This window comes from Rhizobium mongolense USDA 1844, assembly GCF_000419765.1.
GTDB classification, from domain to species: Bacteria; Pseudomonadota; Alphaproteobacteria; order Rhizobiales; family Rhizobiaceae; genus Rhizobium; species Rhizobium mongolense.
The window spans coordinates 84,305-100,992 of record NZ_ATTQ01000002.1 but is presented as its reverse complement, the minus strand read 5'-3'; the positions used below and the strand labels follow the sequence as shown (position 1 = coordinate 100,992).

14 protein-coding genes and 1 pseudogene are annotated in these 16,688 nt (G+C 60.3%); 4 read left to right on the top strand and 11 right to left on the bottom strand.

Going from position 1 to position 16,688, the window contains the following annotated elements; translation table 11 throughout:
• The first annotated feature begins 81 nt into the window (after positions 1-81).
• Positions 82-717: a trimeric intracellular cation channel family protein gene (locus tag A3C3_RS0103565; RefSeq protein WP_022713243.1), complete on the top strand. Its 636-nt coding sequence runs from the start codon at positions 82-84 to the stop codon at positions 715-717.
• A gap of 3 nt (positions 718-720) precedes the next feature.
• Here A3C3_RS0103565 and irrA read toward each other — a convergent pair whose 3' ends face one another.
• Positions 721-1,137 (bottom strand): iron response transcriptional regulator IrrA, encoded by a 417-nt coding sequence (gene irrA, locus A3C3_RS0103560; protein WP_022713242.1) that lies wholly within the window; start codon positions 1,135-1,137, stop codon positions 721-723.
• Between the two features lie 298 nt (positions 1,138-1,435).
• On the opposite strand from irrA, the gene fabA reads away from it, so the two are divergent.
• Genes fabA through fabI form a run of 3 tightly spaced genes read left to right on the top strand, consistent with a single transcriptional unit; the run spans position 1,436 to position 4,045 of the window.
• Positions 1,436-1,951, top strand: a complete 516-nt coding sequence (gene fabA, locus A3C3_RS0103555) for a 3-hydroxyacyl-[acyl-carrier-protein] dehydratase FabA (RefSeq protein WP_022713241.1) — start codon at positions 1,436-1,438, stop codon at positions 1,949-1,951.
• A gap of 59 nt (positions 1,952-2,010) precedes the next feature.
• Positions 2,011-3,234 carry a beta-ketoacyl-ACP synthase I gene (gene fabB, locus A3C3_RS0103550; RefSeq protein ID WP_022713240.1) on the top strand — a complete coding sequence of 408 codons (1,224 nt, stop codon included), beginning with the start codon at positions 2,011-2,013 and terminating at the stop codon, positions 3,232-3,234.
• Positions 3,235-3,238: 4 nt separating this feature from the next.
• Positions 3,239-4,045 (top strand): enoyl-ACP reductase FabI, encoded by an 807-nt coding sequence (fabI, locus tag A3C3_RS0103545; RefSeq protein ID WP_022713239.1) that lies wholly within the window; start codon positions 3,239-3,241, stop codon positions 4,043-4,045.
• Positions 4,046-4,432: 387 nt separating this feature from the next.
• On the opposite strand, the gene A3C3_RS0103540 is transcribed toward fabI, so the two are convergent.
• The 10 genes and pseudogenes from A3C3_RS0103540 to rimP all read right to left on the bottom strand — a co-directional run bounded on the left by A3C3_RS0103540 (position 4,433) and on the right by rimP (position 16,573).
• Positions 4,433-5,449, bottom strand: coding sequence for a class I SAM-dependent methyltransferase (locus A3C3_RS0103540; RefSeq protein WP_022713238.1), 1,017 nt, complete (start codon positions 5,447-5,449; stop codon positions 4,433-4,435).
• 73 nt (positions 5,450-5,522) lie between these two features.
• A complete protein-coding gene (gene pnp / locus A3C3_RS0103535) occupies positions 5,523-7,664 on the bottom strand; it encodes a polyribonucleotide nucleotidyltransferase (RefSeq protein ID WP_022713237.1) in 2,142 nt (713 codons plus the stop codon).
• A gap of 339 nt (positions 7,665-8,003) precedes the next feature.
• Positions 8,004-8,273: a 30S ribosomal protein S15 gene (rpsO, locus tag A3C3_RS0103530; protein ID WP_022713236.1), complete on the bottom strand. Its 270-nt coding sequence runs from the start codon at positions 8,271-8,273 to the stop codon at positions 8,004-8,006.
• A gap of 156 nt (positions 8,274-8,429) precedes the next feature.
• Positions 8,430-9,273: pseudogene (locus tag A3C3_RS41145) on the bottom strand (alpha/beta fold hydrolase).
• Positions 9,274-9,402: 129 nt separating this feature from the next.
• A complete protein-coding gene (truB, locus tag A3C3_RS0103520) occupies positions 9,403-10,335 on the bottom strand; it encodes a tRNA pseudouridine(55) synthase TruB (protein ID WP_022713235.1) in 933 nt (310 codons plus the stop codon).
• A gap of 12 nt (positions 10,336-10,347) precedes the next feature.
• Positions 10,348-10,755, bottom strand: a complete 408-nt coding sequence (gene rbfA / locus A3C3_RS0103515) for a 30S ribosome-binding factor RbfA (protein ID WP_022713234.1) — start codon at positions 10,753-10,755, stop codon at positions 10,348-10,350.
• 75 nt (positions 10,756-10,830) lie between these two features.
• Positions 10,831-13,518, bottom strand: a complete 2,688-nt coding sequence (gene infB / locus A3C3_RS0103510; RefSeq protein WP_022713233.1) for a translation initiation factor IF-2 — start codon at positions 13,516-13,518, stop codon at positions 10,831-10,833.
• 99 nt (positions 13,519-13,617) lie between these two features.
• Positions 13,618-14,304: an RNA-binding protein gene (locus tag A3C3_RS0103505; protein ID WP_022713232.1), complete on the bottom strand. Its 687-nt coding sequence runs from the start codon at positions 14,302-14,304 to the stop codon at positions 13,618-13,620.
• The gene (gene nusA, locus A3C3_RS0103500; protein WP_022713231.1) at positions 14,304-15,908 is read right to left on the bottom strand and encodes a transcription termination factor NusA; all 1,605 of its coding nucleotides are present in this window, start codon (positions 15,906-15,908) and stop codon (positions 14,304-14,306) included. The genes A3C3_RS0103505 and nusA overlap by 1 nt, the downstream gene beginning before the upstream one ends.
• Positions 15,909-15,967: 59 nt before the next feature.
• Complete coding sequence (gene rimP / locus A3C3_RS0103495; protein WP_022713230.1) at positions 15,968-16,573, bottom strand: ribosome maturation factor RimP; 606 nt, start codon at positions 16,571-16,573, stop codon at positions 15,968-15,970.
• Positions 16,574-16,688 lie beyond the last annotated feature (115 nt).

Genomic DNA, 16,688 nt, shown 5'->3' with positions numbered 1-16,688 from the left:
CCATCCTGGACGATCTGCCTTGCGCAGCCCTTGCCGCCGTGATTCAGTTCAGTATCGTCTGCCGGCTTTGGGGGCCAATCAATGTCTCTGCTCGTCTATCTCGATTATGCTGGCATCGCACTCTTTGCCGCGACGGGTGCGCTCGCCGCCTCGCGCAAGCAGCTCGACCTCATCGGCTTCCTTTTCTTTGCGATGGTAACAGGCACCGGCGGCGGTACGGTGCGCGATATCGTGCTTGGCCGCGTGCCGGTATTCTGGGTGCTGAACCCAGCCTATATCGTCATCTGCTGTCTGGTAGGCATCGTGGTTTTCTTCACCGCCCATCTCGTGGAGTCGCGTTACCGGCTGCTGATCTGGCTCGATGCGGTGGGGCTCGCCGCCTATTGCGTCATGGGTGCGGCCAAGGGACTTGCCGCGACAGGCTCGCCGACGATCGCGATCGTGACAGGGACACTGACGGCAACCTTCGGGGGCGTGTTGCGCGATCTGATGGCTAACGAGCCTTCCGTGCTCCTGAGACCCGAAATCTACATCACCGCAGCACTCTTCGGTGCGGGCATCTTTACCGGTGCAACTGAACTCGGCCTGCCGCTTTATGGCGCGTCCGCCCTCGGCGTTGTCGCAGCCTTCGCCGTACGCGGCGGCGCATTATGGTTTGGATGGACGTTCCCGACCTACAGGCACAAGCCCGGTCGCCACCCTGACGATGTCATGTGAACTTCAGCGCTTCGGGCGCAGGCGGATTACAACGTCGACATGGGCGATTTCCATGCCCTGCGGCGGCTCCGGTAGATTGCCGATCATTAAGTTGCTGACCGGAATATCCAGCACTTCATTTTCGCCTTCGACAAAGAAGTGATGATGGTCGGAGACGTTGGTGTCAAAATAGGTCTTGGCGCTCTCGACGGCGAGAACACGGATCATGCCGGCCTCGGTAAACTGGTGCAGCGTGTTGTAGACGGTCGCCAGAGAAACCGGGACGCCGGCGGTAACTGCTTCCTCGTGCAGTTCCTCGACAGTCAGATGCCGGTCGCCTTTTGCAAAAAGCAGATCGCCGAGCGCAACGCGTTGACGCGTCGGTCGCAGGCCTGCGCTGCGCAGTCTGGCTTCGATTGCGATCGGGGCTGCAGCCGCCATAAGGGAAGAACTCCGGTTATTCTAGCGTCAATCAATCAGGTTTCCTAAGCCATATATCTTTTGCGCGGGAGCCTTTCAATAGTTCCGATGGGGACAATGGCCCCCGAAACGCCGGAAAATCGGGCTTTTGACGCAATTGGGTCTGGCCGGGGCCTTGGCCTTCCTGTATGCGACCACCAAATAAGGCGACAAGTCAGTTCAAAGGCGGGGTAGAACTAGCCATGCTTATGCTTCATTTTCCTTGGAACTTGGACTAAACACTCACTCCATTGGCACGTGCGGGGGAAACAGAATTTTGATGACAACGAAACGATCCAGCTTCACCTATGAGGAAATCCTGACCTGCGGCCGCGGCGAAATGTTCGGCCCGGGTAATGCGCAGCTGCCGCTGCCGCCGATGCTGATGTTCAATCGCATTACGCAGATTTCCGAAGACGGTGGACCGCATGGCAAGGGTTTCATTCGCGCCGAATTCGACATCACGCCGGACCTCTGGTTCTTCCCCTGTCACTTCATGGGCGATCCCGTGATGCCGGGCTGCCTCGGCCTTGACGCCATGTGGCAGCTGACCGGCTTCTTCCTCGGCTGGCTCGGTGAGCCTGGCAAGGGCCGTGCAATCTCTACCGGCGAGGTGAAGTTCACTGGCATGGTGACGCCGAAGACGAAGCTTGTCGAATACGGCATCGACTTCAAGCGCGTCATGCGCGGCCGTCTCGTTCTCGGCATCGCCGATGGCTGGATGAAGGCCGACGGTGAGGTCATCTACAAGGCTACCGATCTGCGCGTCGGCCTTTTCCAGGAAAAGGCCGCCTGACTCTACCGGGCGAAACGGCCCGGTATTCCAAGATAGAAAAAACGAAAAGGTCGAAACACATGAGACGGGTAGTTGTCACGGGTCTGGGCGTTGTTTCCTCGATCGGCAATGATGCTGGTGAGGTCACGGCCTCGCTGCGCGATGCCAAGTCCGGCATTTCCTTCTCCAACGATTTTGCCGAGCATGGCTTCAAGTGCCAGGTCTGGGGTCGTCCCAGCCTCGATCCGACCGATCTGGTCGATCGCCGCGCAATGCGCTTCCTGTCGCAAGGCGGCGCCTGGAACCATGTCGCCATGAAGCAGGCGATTGCCGATTCCGGTCTCGAAGAGTCCGTCATCAGCGGCAACGAGCGCACCGGCATCATCATGGGCTCCGGCGGTCCATCCACCCGCACGCTGATCGAAGCTGCCGAGATCACCATCAAGAACAACAGTCCGAAGCGCATCGGCCCGTTTGCCGTGCCGAAGGCAATGTCGTCCACGGCTTCGGCGACACTTGCAACCTGGTTCAAGATCCACGGCGTCAACTACTCGATCTCGTCGGCCTGCTCGACTTCTGCACACTGCATCGGCAATGCCGCGGAGATGATCCAGTGGGGCAAACAGGACGTGATGTTCGCCGGCGGTCACGAAGACCTCGACTGGACCATGTCCAACCTCTTCGACGCCATGGGCGCGATGTCTTCCAAGTACAACGACACGCCGGAAACGGCTTCGCGCGCCTACGACGTCAACCGTGACGGCTTCGTCATCGCCGGCGGCGCCGGCGTTCTCGTACTTGAAGAGCTGGAGCATGCCAAGGCACGCGGCGCGAAGATCTACGCCGAGATCGTCGGCTACGGCGCGACCTCCGACGGTTACGACATGGTCGCTCCTTCGGGCGAAGGTGCTGTGCGCTGCATGCGTCAGGCACTCTCGACGGTGAAGGGCGATATCGACTACATCAATACGCACGGCACCTCTACGCCGGTGGGCGACAGCAAGGAAATCGGCGCGATCCGGGAGGTCTTCGGCGACAAGATGCCTCACATCCAGTCGACCAAGTCGCTGACAGGTCACTCGCTGGGTGCAGCCGGCGTCCAGGAGTCGATCTATTCGATCCTGATGATGCAGGAAGGCTTCATCGGCGAAAGCGCCCACATCAAGGAACTCGATCCTGAATTCGATGGAGTGCCGATCGTCCGCAAGCGCATCGACAACGCCAAGATCGACATCGCCCTTTCCAACTCCTTCGGCTTCGGTGGCACCAACGCGACGCTCGTTTTCCAGCGCTACAACGGATAAGAACATGACCGCAATCATGCAGGGTAAGCGCGGGCTCATCATGGGCGTCGCCAACGACCATTCTATCGCCTGGGGTATATCAAGGGCGCTTGCAGCCCAAGGCGCCGAGCTTGCCTTTACCTATCAGGGAGAGGCGCTTGGCAAGCGGGTGAAACCGCTCGCAGCGGAAGTGGGCTCGGATTTCGTCCTACCCTGCGACGTCGAAGACATTGCCTCAGTCGACGGCATTGTCGGTGCGCTGGAGGCGCGTTGGGGCAAACTGGATTTCATCGTCCATGCCATCGGTTTTTCCGACAAGAACGAGCTGAAGGGCCTCTACGCGGATACGACGCGCGAAAACTTCAGCCGAACGATGGTCATCTCCTGCTTTTCCTTTACGGAGATCGCCAGGCGCTGCGCACCGCTGATGGCCGAGGGCGGTTCGATGCTGACGCTCACCTATAACGGTTCCACACGCGTCATCCCGAACTACAACGTCATGGGGGTTGCAAAGGCTGCTCTGGAGGCGTCCGTGCGCTATCTCGCCGCCGACTACGGTCCGCGCGGCATCCGCGTCAACGCCATCTCCGCGGGCCCGATCCGCACACTGGCCGGCGCCGGCATCTCGGATGCCCGTGCAATCCTCTCCTGGAACCAGCGGAATGCTCCCCTCCGCAAGACCGTCAGCATCGATCAGGTCGGCAATTCCGCCCTCTACCTGCTCTCCGACCTGTCAGCAGGCGTGACCGGCGAAATCCATTTTGTGGACGCTGGCTACAACATAACCTCGATGCCGACGCTGGATACGCTGCGTAAGGCAGATGTAGAGTAAGCGTGGCAGATTAATTTAGTCGCCGGCGATGCCTGTTGCTCCAGGGCGGCAGGACACCGGTCTTCTATCAGCGAAATGGCCGCAGCGGATATCTGCTCTGTTATTGGACAGAGTTCGGAAAGCCGTCAGTTGTCACCGCTTGCTCGCTTCAATTCCGAAAGGCCGCTCCTTACAAATCGCCGCTACAATCTGGTGCGGGGTTCGGTCTGCCCAAGCAGCCAGCCAAGCGCTTCTTTGGTTATCTCGAAGTGCTTCCGGTAGCGCGCCTTCACACAGGCTTCGATGACGATCTTGTACCAGGCTTTATGGCGGTACAGCCGGCGGTCCTGGTCTTCTCCAGTCCCCGGAGGAATTGCAGGGCGTGGGATGGCGGACTGGCCGCCTTTCCTATTTCTTCGCCCAGAGCACTTTGAAGCGCGCGTTTCGGCAGGTTTCGCCGCTTTCCTTGAAATTTGCAGCAAGCACCGGCTCGTAGGGCAAACCGCGATTGGCGACGAGCATGAGACGGCCGCCACCGCGTAGCGCCGATGCAGCCGTCTTGATCATTGCCTGGCCGAGCGAAGGCTCAGCCGCGTGTCCTTCATGAAAGGGCGGGTTCATGATGATCAAATCGTACTTGTCCTTGACCGGTTCGGCCGCCAGATCGTGCCAGAAGAAGCGTGCCGGTGCGTTCGGGCAGTTCTCGGCCAGATTGGCCTTGGCGGCCTCCAAAGCCGCGTGGTTGGCCTCGTAGAGGTCGAGGCGCTCGAGGTTCGGCGATTTCTCCGCAAGCTCGACCGAGAGATAGCCCCAGCCTGCGCCGAAATCGGCTGCGTCGCCGGTGAAATTTGTCGGAAGGCGCGAGGCGAGCAGCTCCGAGCCGTCATCGATGCGGTCATGCGAGAACATGCCGGCTGAAGCATTGAAGCGTCCGTCGACGCGCACCGGTGACTTGGCGAATTTCGAAACAGCTTCGCTGACGTCCTTCGGCCGCGTAAACCAGAATGCAACACCGTGGTATTTCGGCATGTGCTTGATATCGAGGCCGAAGCCTTCCAGATGCTTGCGCAACGGCTGGATGCCGTCTTCCTTGCCACCGGCAACGACGATCAGGCCACCGGCCTTCAAGCGGGAAAGTGCTGCAGCGATATTCGCTTCGTTCTCGCCTTTGTGCTTCGTGCAGAGCACGAGCGCCGCATCATAATCTTCGCCTTCGATCTGAGGCCATGCTTCGATTCGCTGCGACAGAAGCTGCCTGTAGAGCGGCCGGAAGCCCTGTACGGCGCTGAGGGACGCGGCAAAGCCCTCCGGCAGCACGAAGCCTGCTTCGGCACCCAGGAACAGTACGCGCGCACCCTCGCGCGGCGGATCAATGGTACCGCTCGCAAAGGGATGGAGCAGGGTCTTCAGCGTTTCGCGGCTCATGATCTCTTCTCGATTTCATACAAAAAGGGCGCGAGAAAAATCCCGCGCCCATGAACGGTTGGTAAGGCGCGGCTTACTCAGCCGCCTCCTCCTTCTTCTTTTCGGCAGCCGGGAGTTCCTGGCCAGTCGTCTGGTCGACGACCTTCATCGACAGGCGGACCTTGCCGCGCTCATCGAAGCCGAGGAGCTTGACCCAGACCTTCTGGCCTTCCTTGACGACGTCCTGCGTTTTCGCAACGCGCTCGGAAGCCAGCTGCGAAATATGGACGAGGCCATCACGGGCGCCGAAGAAGTTGACGAAAGCGCCGAAGTCAGCGGTCTTGACGACCGTGCCTTCGTAGATCTGGCCAATCTCCGGCTCGGCGACGATCGAGTGGATCCACTTGCGGGCCGCTTCGATTTCCTTGCCGGAAGACGATGCGATCTTGACGGTGCCGTCGTCTTCGATGTTGATCTTCGCGCCCGTCTTTTCGACGATTTCGCGAATGACCTTGCCGCCGGAGCCAATGACTTCACGGATCTTGTCGACCGGGATGTTCATGACTTCGATGCGAGGAGCAAATTCGCCGAGCTGGCCGCGGCTTTCGGAGATGGCCTTCGCCATCTCGCCGAGGATGTGCAGACGGCCGCCCTTCGCCTGATCCAAAGCGATCTGCATGATCTCTTCGGTGATGCCGTGGATCTTGATGTCCATCTGCAGCGAGGTGATGCCTGCTTCCGTACCGGCAACCTTGAAGTCCATGTCACCGAGATGGTCTTCATCGCCGAGGATGTCGGAAAGAACGGCAAAGCGTTCTTCCTCCTTGATCAGGCCCATGGCGATACCGGCGACCGGCTTTGCGAGCGGAACGCCTGCATCCATCAGCGCCAGCGACGTACCGCAGACGGTTGCCATCGAGGAGGAACCATTGGACTCGGTGATTTCCGAGACGACGCGGAGCGTATAGGGGAACTGCTCAACCGACGGCAGCATCGGGTGGATGGCGCGCCATGCAAGCTTGCCATGGCCGATCTCGCGGCGGCCCGGGGAACCCATGCGGCCCGTTTCACCGACCGAGTAGGGCGGGAAGTTGTAGTGCAGCATGAAGTTTTCCTTGTACATACCCGTCAAGGAATCGACGTACTGCTCGTCTTCGCCGGTGCCGAGCGTGGCGACAACGATCGCCTGCGTTTCACCGCGGGTGAACAGAGCCGAACCGTGCGTGCGCGGCAGCAGGCCGACTTCAGCGACGATCGGGCGAACGGTCTCGAGATCGCGGCCGTCGATGCGGCTCTTGGTGTCGAGAATGTTCCAGCGAACGATCTTTGCCTGCAGGTGCTTGAAAATCGCGCCGACTTCTTCGGCCGTATATTCGGCTTCGCCTTCTTCCGGCAGGAAGTGCTCCTTTACCTTCGCCTTGACGGCATCGACAGCGGCGTAGCGATCAGCCTTCTGGGTGATCTTGTAGGCTTCGCGAAGTTCGGCTTCTGCAAGGCCAAGCATTGCGTTTTCGAGAGTCGAATAGTCTTCCGGTGCAAAATCGCGAGGCTCCTTGGCGGCAACTTCAGCGAGCTTGATGATCGCTTCGAGAACCGGCTGGAAGCCCTTGTGGCCGAACATGACGGCGCCGAGCATGACGTCTTCCGGAAGCTCCTTGGCTTCAGATTCGACCATCAGAACCGCGTCATGCGTGCCGGCGACGACGAGATCGAGGCTCGATTCGTCCATCTCGTCGAGATGTGGGTTCAGGACGTATTCGCCATTGATATATCCGACGCGCGCGCCGCCGACCGGACCCATAAAGGGAACGCCGGAGAGCGTCAGGGCAGCCGAGGTCGCGATCATCGATAGGATGTCCGGATTGTTCTCCAGGTCATGCTGGACGACAGTGACGACGACCTGCGTGTCGTTCTTGTAGCCTTCCGGGAAGAGCGGACGGATCGGGCGGTCGATCAGGCGGGAAACGAGGGTTTCGTTTTCGCTCGGACGGCCTTCGCGCTTGAAATAGCCGCCGGGGATCTTGCCGGCCGCGTAGGTCTTTTCCTGGTAGTTGACAGTGAGCGGAAAGAAGTCCTGGCCCGGCTTCGGCGCCTTGGCGGAAACGACGGTGGCGAGAACCACGGTTTCGCCGTAAGTCGCGAGAACGGCACCATCAGCCTGACGGGCGATCTTGCCAGTTTCGAGCTTCAGCGGGCGGCCAGCCCACTCGATTTCCACGGTATGGGTATCGAACATATGTCTTGTCCTTCGATGCGGGAGCGCGCGCCGTCGCGGAAAGCGCAGCGCACAGTCGACCGCAATTAGTGTGACGTATCATGGGCAAGACAACGGGAGGCTTTTCATCCCCAGCTTCCTGAGAAACCGGACCAAAGCCCTCCTTGAAAGACTTTGGCCGAAAGCATCCGGCAATCCTGCCCCATGACAGGTCAACGGTTGGTTTGGCAGAACCGGCCCATCCGGGTCCACCGTATTTCCTCCACGCGAAGATAGGGCGCGGCGGCAGAATTTCATGGGGCCATCGGCCCCCTCAAAAGCATCCGGCGGGCGTCCATAAGGAACGCCCGCCGGAAATCATTAGCGGCGGATACCCAGGCTGGTGATCAGCTTGGTGTAGCGGCCTTCGTTCTTCTTCTTGAGATAGTCAAGAAGCGAGCGGCGGCTCGAAACCATCGTCAGCAGGCCACGACGGGAATGGTTATCCTTCTTGTGACCCTTGAAATGTTCCGTCAGGTTGTTGATACGCTCGGTCAGGATCGCAACCTGAACTTCCGGAGAACCGGTGTCGCCTTCGAACGTTGCGTATTCCTTGATGAGAGCCTTCTTGCGCTCAGCTGTAATCGACATCGGATGTTCCTTTCTATGAGAGGAGATTAGGTCGCCAAAAGCCGGGATGTCGTCCAGCTTCGGCCGCGAACGCACTCAGGTCCTGCCTGATGCTGGCGCTGCCTATAAACCAAATGAGCCTCGATGGAAAGGGCCCCGCACCAGATGGCGGATTTATCACTTGCCCGCCATCGCGTCACGGATCATCGCATCGTACCCTTCGGGATCCTGCAGCATTGCGAAATGGCTGGCATCCTTCAGGATGACGAGCTAAGCACCGGGGATCTCCTTCGCCATCCTTTCGGTGTGATCGAGCTTGATCGCTTCGTCGTGATCGCCGATGGCCAGGGTGACGGGCACGGTAATCTTGCCGAGGTCGGCAGCAGTCCAGGCGGGCTCACTCATCCACATCGCCGAAATCTGGTTGACGAATGCGTCATATTCGTTCGGTGTCGGCGAGAGCTTCTTGTAGGCTTCGCCCGCGGAATTAATGTAGGCGCTGAACGTCTTGTTCGTCATCACGTCCGGCTTTACGCCCTCCGTCGTCACATTGGCAGCCTGCGCGATGACACGCGTCAACTTCTCGGGATGTTTCATCGCCATATCGATGCCGATGATGCCTCCATCCGACCAGCCGACAAGCGTGACCTGGTCGAGCTTCAGATAATCGAGCAGTGCGACATAATCGGACGTCATGAGATCATAACCGAAGGGCTCTCCGCTGCGCGTCGAACGCCCGTGCCCGCGGCTGTCGGCGACGATCACAAGATGGTCTTTGGCAAAATCCTCGACCTGACGGCCCCGGACGTCGGCACTGCCGAGGCCCCCATGGATGAACAGGATCGGGTCGCCCGCACCGTACGCGGCGTAATACATCTTGATGTCGTTTACTGGCGCCATGCCGCTCGCCTTCGTCGCCGGCATGGGAGGGAAGGCGGGCAATTCCGCCCGGCCGACCGGGCGCTTGCGGCCGTAAGAACGGCCGAAAGAATATCGCGACTGCGACCGCAACTGCGCGCATGACCTGCTCCTCAAGCCGGGCGGCCTTCTAGCCGCAAAGAGGAGAAACATAGCTCAAGGGCGATGATTGACAATTACCATCCGTAGCTCAATTCGGCGCGGTGGCGTTCCCGGAAAGACGCATTGCGACTTAAACGAAGACGCGCTTCGGGCGGAACTCTCCCTGACCGATCTCGCCGATGGCGACGAGCTTTCCGCGTGCCGTCGCATAGGCTTCGCTTTCGGAAACCGGCGCATCACGGCCACGCACCAGAATGGGATTGCCCATCCTCAGGCGATGTGCCTGATCGTCGTTGACGGCAAGGTGTGGGAGTGAGGACAAGGCTTCGCTGGTATCGATCAGCAGGGCGTCGAGCGCGGCAAGACGCTCGTCCATGTTTTCAAGTTTCTCAAGCGCAACGAGGCTTGCGAGAGCCACCATGCTGTCTTCGGCAAAAGGTGCCACGAAGGTCCGGCGTAGCCCGGAGATATGGCCGTAGCAGCCGAGCTCGCGGCCGAAATCGCGAGCCAGCGCGCGTACATACGTGCCCTTGCCGCACTCGACTTCGAAATGCGCGGTATTCTCATCCAGGCAGGCAAGCAGCGTCAGGCGAAAAATCTCGACTTCACGGGAAGGAATCTCGACCGTCTCGCCGTCGCGCGCCAGATCATATGCGCGCTCGCCGGCGATCTTGATCGCGGAAAACTGCGGCGGCACCTGGCTGATGACACCGGTGTATTTCGGAAGAAGATTGCGGATCTGCTCCTCTGTCGGGCGCTTGTTGGAACTCCGAGTCACCTCGCCTTCGAGGTCGTCGGTTGCGCGCTCCTCCCCCCAGGTCACTTTGAATTCGTAAATCTTGCGGCCGTCCATGACATAGGGAACAGTCTTCGTCGCATCGCCCAGCGCAATCGGCAGCATTCCAGACGCCAGCGGGTCGAGCGTGCCGGCATGGCCGCATTTCTGCGCTTTGAAGAGCCACTTGATCTTGGAGACGGCCTCCGTCGAACCGAAATCAACGGGCTTGTCGAGGATCAGCCAGCCGGAAACCGGGCGGCCTTTGGGTTTGCGTGGTTTAGACATTCGCTTCTTCTGCTATTCTTCTTCAGTGTCGCCGTCGAGGTCGCGCTGGACTTCGGGCGAGCGCAGCAATTCATCGATCTTCTTGTAGTTGTCGAAGCTCGTATCGTCGCGGAAACGGACCTCCGGCATGTATTTCATCTGCCGAAGCTGCGGGCCGAGACGGCCGCGGATGTATTTTGCGTTGCGGTTCAGCGCATCGATGACTGCGCCATGATCGGAAATGCCAAGCGGCGTCACATAGGCCGTCGCGATCTTCAGGTCCGGAGACATGCGGACTTCAGAGATCGAAATGACGGTCTTTTCGATCACGTCATCGCGCACTTCGCCGCGCTGGAGAACCTGCGTGATCGCGGCACGCACTTGTTCGCCGACGCGCAACATGCGCTGCGAAGGTGCCGAGGATGTGGGTTTTGTTGCCATTATTCTCTGCCCAAAAAGGTTCGGGCGCCGGCCTCTGATGATCCGGCGCCCGTCGAAAATTCCAGTCTCGCGCCGTTAAAGCGTGCGGGTGATGTGCTCGACGCGGAAGCATTCGATCGTGTCGCCCGCGCGGATGTCTTCGTAATTCTCGAAGGCCATACCGCATTCCTGGCCGGAATGTACTTCCGAGACTTCATCCTTGAAGCGCTTGAGTGTCTTGAGCTTGCCTTCGTGGATGACGACGTTGTCGCGGATGAGGCGGACGCCGACGCCACGCTCGACCTTGCCTTCGGTAACGCGGCAACCCGCGACCTTTCCGACCTTCGTGATGTTGAACACCTCGAGGATCTCGGCATTGCCGAGGAAGGTTTCGCGCCGCTCCGGAGAGAGCAAGCCTGACATCGCTGCCTTAACGTCATCCACGAGATCGTAGATGATGTTGTAGTAACGGATTTCTATGCCCTGACGCTCGGCGAGCGTACGCGCCTGCGCATTCGCACGAACGTTGAAGCCGATGATTGCAGCACCGGATGCTTCCGCAAGGGAGATATCCGACTCGGTGATACCGCCAGCCGCAGAATGCACGATGCGAGCGCGAACTTCGTCCGTTCCCAGCTTGTCGAGCGCACCGGCGATCGCCTCGATCGAGCCCTGCACGTCGCCCTTGACGACCAGCGGGAACTCCTTGACGCCAGCCGTCTGAAGCTGGCTCATCATCTGTTCCAGCGAGCCGCGCTGGCCCGAATGGCGGGCAGCAGCCTTGTCGCGGGCAAGCCGCTGACGGTACTCGGAAATCTCGCGGGCGCGAGCTTCGTTTTCGACAACGGCGAACTTGTCGCCCGCCTGCGGCGTGCCTGAAAGTCCCAGAACCTCAACCGGAGTGGCCGGCCCCGCTTCCTTGACATGGTTTCCCTTGTCATCGACGAGGGCACGCACGCGGCCCCAGACATCACCAGCGACGATAATCTGGCCGGGACGCAGCGTACCCTTCTGGACGAGGACCGTCGCAACGGAACCGCGACCGCGATCAAGCTGAGCTTCGATGACCGTGCCTTCCGCGGTGCGGTCCGGGTTGGCCTTCAGATCAAGGATTTCCGACTGCAGCAGGATCGCCTCGAGCAGCTTGTCGAGGTTGGTGCCGTTCTTCGCCGAAACTTCGACGTCGAGAACTTCACCCCCCATGGACTCGACGAAGACCTCATGCTGCAGAAGTTCGGTGCGAACCTTCTGGGCATTGGCAGTCGGCTTGTCGATCTTGTTGATCGCAACGATGATCGGAACGCCTGCCGCCTTGGCATGGTTGATCGATTCGATCGTCTGCGGCATCACGCTATCGTCGGCAGCGACGACGAGAACGGCAATATCGGTTGCCTGCGCACCGCGTGCACGCATTGCCGTAAAGGCGGCGTGGCCGGGGGTGTCGATGAAGGTGATCTTCTGACCGTTCTGTTCCACCTGATAAGCGCCGATATGCTGCGTAATGCCACCGGCTTCGCCAGCAACCACGTTCGCATGGCGGATGGCGTCGAGCAGCGAGGTTTTGCCGTGGTCGACGTGACCCATGATGGTGACGACCGGCGGACGCGAGACCTGTTCGCCGCCTTCATCCGTCACGTTGAAGATGCCGAGTTCGACGTCGGATTCAGAAACACGCTTAACGGTATGACCGAATTCGCCAGCGATGAGTTCTGCCAGATCGGCGTCGATGACGTCGCCTGGCTTCATCATCTGGCCTTCCTTCATCAGGAACTTGATGACGTCGACGGCGCGTTCGGACATGCGCTGCGACAGTTCCTGAATGGTGATGGTCTCCGGCAGAATGACTTCGCGGGAAATCTTCTCGCGCGTTTCCTGCATCTGGCTGCGGCGGAACTTCTCCTGGCGGCGACGCATAGCGGAAAGCGAACGGCCGCGCGCATTGCCGTCGTCGTCGACATTTGCCGTCGTGATCGTCAGCTTGCCGCGGCGGCGCTCCTCTTCGGTCTTCGGACGCGTCGTCACCGGCTTTGCCGGTTCCGGACGAACGACCCTGCCACGGGCAGGAGCCCCGCGAGGAGATCCGCGCTCTTCCTCCTCACCTTCGGGACGGCGGCCACGGACCACCGGCGCAACCCCAGCTGGAGCCGGACGTGCAGAAGCAGGCGCCGAAGTCTCGGGACGGCGCACGGCCGGCGCCGGGCGCGGAGCCTCCGCCTGGACCTCAACTGCTTCGGGCGCAGGAGCTTCCTCGACCGGCGCAGACGGACGGGCGGCCTCTTCGGCTGCACGTCGGGCTGCTTCGGCTGCTTCCGCTTCGCGGCGGGCGGCGTCTTCGGCTGCACGGCGCTTTTCTTCTTCAGCCCGGCGGACTGCATCTTCTGCATCACGGACCTGGGCCAGCGCTAGCGCGCGCCGTCGGGCGTCCATTTCCTCAGGCGAAAGATGGTTCAGGACAACCGGACGCGGGCGGTCCTGCTGGCGAGGAGCCTGCGAAGCCGGCTGCTGCGGGCGCGGCGGCTGGCCGCCCGGCTGTTGGATGCGAGGCGCAGGCGCCTGCGCCTGCGTTGCCGCCGGAGCGGATTCTGCCGCGCGGGGCGCTGGAGCCGGCGTGGTCGGGCGATCGTCTTCGGGGCGCATCGGGCGCCGCTTGCGCGTCTCGACAACGACCGCCTTGGTGCGACCACGGCCCATATCCTGGCGCACGGTGCCCTGGCTTATCCCCGATGGCTTCAGGGTAAGCGTCTTCTTTGCTCCAAGCGTCTTGTCGTCATTGCTATCTGTCATTCGTTCCCGTTCCTTCGGACAGGGAGCGATGACGTCATCAAACCCTATCGTTCAAATACTTTTCGATCAATGATAGGCCGGCCGGTGCCGGTCGCCGCATCATTGTTTTTGCTGGCCAGCGCCGCCTGGTGCCCGGGATTGACCGCCGCTGCGGTACATTTCGAGCATCTTTGCGCGCTTCACTACACCCTCACCTGCCTGCCCTGCAAGCACTGCGGCATGGATAAAAGCATTCTGGCCCATCACGCCTTCCATTTCGCTCTCCGAGAAGAGACGGAAAGAAGGTATTTTCTCCTCGGTTTCCATTCCGAGGTGCCAGGCCTTACGAGCCTGGTCGATTTTTCTCACGCCATCGTCCGCGGCATCCGTCGAATGGAACACGGCGAGTGCTGCTCCGCTTCTGACTGCGGCATCCACTTTCGAGGAGCCGCTGACGAACTGGCCCGCCTTGCGCGCCATGTTCATCATCTGCATCAGCTGCTGTGCCAGCAGCCGGTCGACGGTTTCACCGAGATCGGCTGCTGCCTTCACATCCGCCTTCAATGCGCGGGCGAAAGACTTCTTCGCCACCGCCTTGTCGACCAACGCGCGATCAAGCTTGACCCAGCAGCCGCGTCCCGGAAGCTGACGCTTCAGATCGGCGATCACCGTCCCGTCGGGCGCTGCAACGAAGCGGATCAACTCATCCGGCGATCCGCTTTCACGCGTCACAATGCACATGCGGCTGTTCACGTCATAACCTGCAAGATCATCATCCTCAGGAGAAGCGTGCAGCTCCGCGATCATTATGCTTCCTGCTCGGCAGCGTCGGCTTCGACTACTTCAGCGTCCTTCGCAAGATCCTCCTCGGTAATCCAGCCGGCAGCAAGGCGTGCCTGGACGACCATCTGCTCGGCCTCGACACGTGAAACGTCGAACTTCGAGAAGAGGCCTTCGAACTTCTTGGTTTCGCCGTTCTTGCGCTCTGTCCAGCCGACGAGATCGTCCGCCGCGCAGCCTGCGAAATCTTCCAGCGTCTTGATGCCGTCTTCGCCAAGCGCAACCATCATCTGGGCGGTCATACCGTCGATCTGACGCAGTTCGTCGGAAACGCCGAGCGCCTTGCGCTTCTCGTCCATCTCCGCTTCGAGCTTCTCGAGATATTCGCGAGCACGCTGCTGGATTTCCTGCGCCGTCTCTTCATCGAAGCCGTCGATCGACGAAATTTCGTCGAGGTCGACGTAGGCGAGTTCTTCAACGGCGGCAAAACCTTCGGAAGCCAGAACCTGGCCGACCATTTCGTCAACATCGAGCGCATCCATGAAGAGGTTGGTGCGTTCGTTGAATTCCTTCTGACGGCGCTCGGATTCTTCGGCTTCCGTCATGATGTCGATATCCCAGCCGGTCAGCTGCGACGCGAGGCGCACGTTCTGACCGCGACGGCCGATCGCCAGCGAAAGCTGCTCGTCGGGAACCACGACTTCAATGCGTTCTGCATCTTCGTCGAGAACGACCTTGGCGACTTCAGCCGGCTGCAACGCGTTGACGACGAAGGTCGCCGGATCCTGCGACCAGGGAATGATGTCGATCTTTTCGCCCTGAAGCTCGCCAACGACGGCCTGGACGCGCGAACCGCGCATACCGACGCAGGCACCGACCGGATCGATCGAGCTATCGTTCGAGATGACGGCGATCTTGGCACGCGAACCCGGGTCGCGGGCGACCGAGCGGACCTGGATGATGCCGTCGTAGATTTCCGGCACTTCCATGGTGAAGAGCTTGACCATGAACTGCGGATGCGTGCGCGACAGGAAAATCTGCGGACCGCGCTGTTCGCGGCGGACGTCATAGACATATGCGCGAACGCGGTCGCCGTAGCGGACGTTTTCGCGCGGGATCATTTCGTCACGGCGGATGATACCTTCGCCACGGCCGAGATCGACGATGACGTTGCCGTATTCGACGCGCTTGACAGTACCGTTGACAATTTCGCCGACGCGATCCTTGAATTCGTCGAACTGCCGGTCACGCTCGGCTTCGCGAACCTTCTGGACGATGACCTGTTTGGCCGACTGGGCGGCAATACGGCCGAAATCCATCGGCGGCAGCGGATCAGCGATGAAGTCGCCAAGCGCTGCGTCGGGATTGCGGTCGCGGGCCAGCTCCAACGGGATCTGCGTGGAGTAGTCTTCTGCCTTCTCGACGACTTCGAGCAGGCGCTGCAGGCGAATTTCGCCGGTCTTCGGATTGATATCGGCGCGGATGTTCGATTCCGTGCCGTAACGGGAGCGCGCCGCCTTCTGAATCGCATCCGCCATCGCGGCAAGCACGATTTCGCGGTCGATGACCTTTTCGCGCGCCACTGCATCTGCGATCTGCAGAAGTTCGAGCCGGTTCGCACTAACTGCCATTGTCTTATCTCTCCGTCCTGGCCTTCCGGGTTCCCGTCCCTGGAGCCGTAGTTGATCGGTTATTCTTCGTCTTCCGCCTCGTTCTGATTCGCTGCCTGCGCTTTCGCGGCCTTATCGGCGCGCAGCGCATCGCGAATCAGATCGTCGGTCAGAATGAGCTTCGCATCGCTGAGCGCCGTGAAGGGAATGGTGACCTTCTGCTCTTCGCCATCGGCAACCTGGTCACGTTCGAGCGTGAAACCATCCGCGTCCGCTTCGATGATCTTTCCGCGAAAGCGCTTGCGGTTGGCGACTATGATCGACGTTTCGCACTTCACAAGGTGCCCTTGCCAACGGGTGAAATCGGATTTCCGCACCAAAGGACGGTCGATACCGGGCGAAGACACCTCCAGATGATACTCCCGATCGATCGGATCTTCCACATCAAGAACCGGAGAAATGGCCATCGAGACCTCTTCGCAGTCTTCGACGCTCATCGTGCCATTGTTGCGCTCTGCCATGATCTGCAGCGTAGCGCCGTTCTGGTTGAGCATGCGCACGCGGGTCAGGCGAAAGCCCATGCCGGTGAGCACGGGTTCGATGATGTCGGCAAGGCGCTGGTCAAGCCCGGTTTCGGTAATCAACCGCGGCTCAAGTTCATTGTCTGCGTTCGTCGGATCCGACAAGCGATGCGCTCCTCGCAATTTTCATGCATTTAGACGATCGCGCTAATAAAAAAGAGCGGGTCCTTGCGGCCCACTCTTCATCGCACGATCAAGAATTTGAGTGGCATATAGGCCT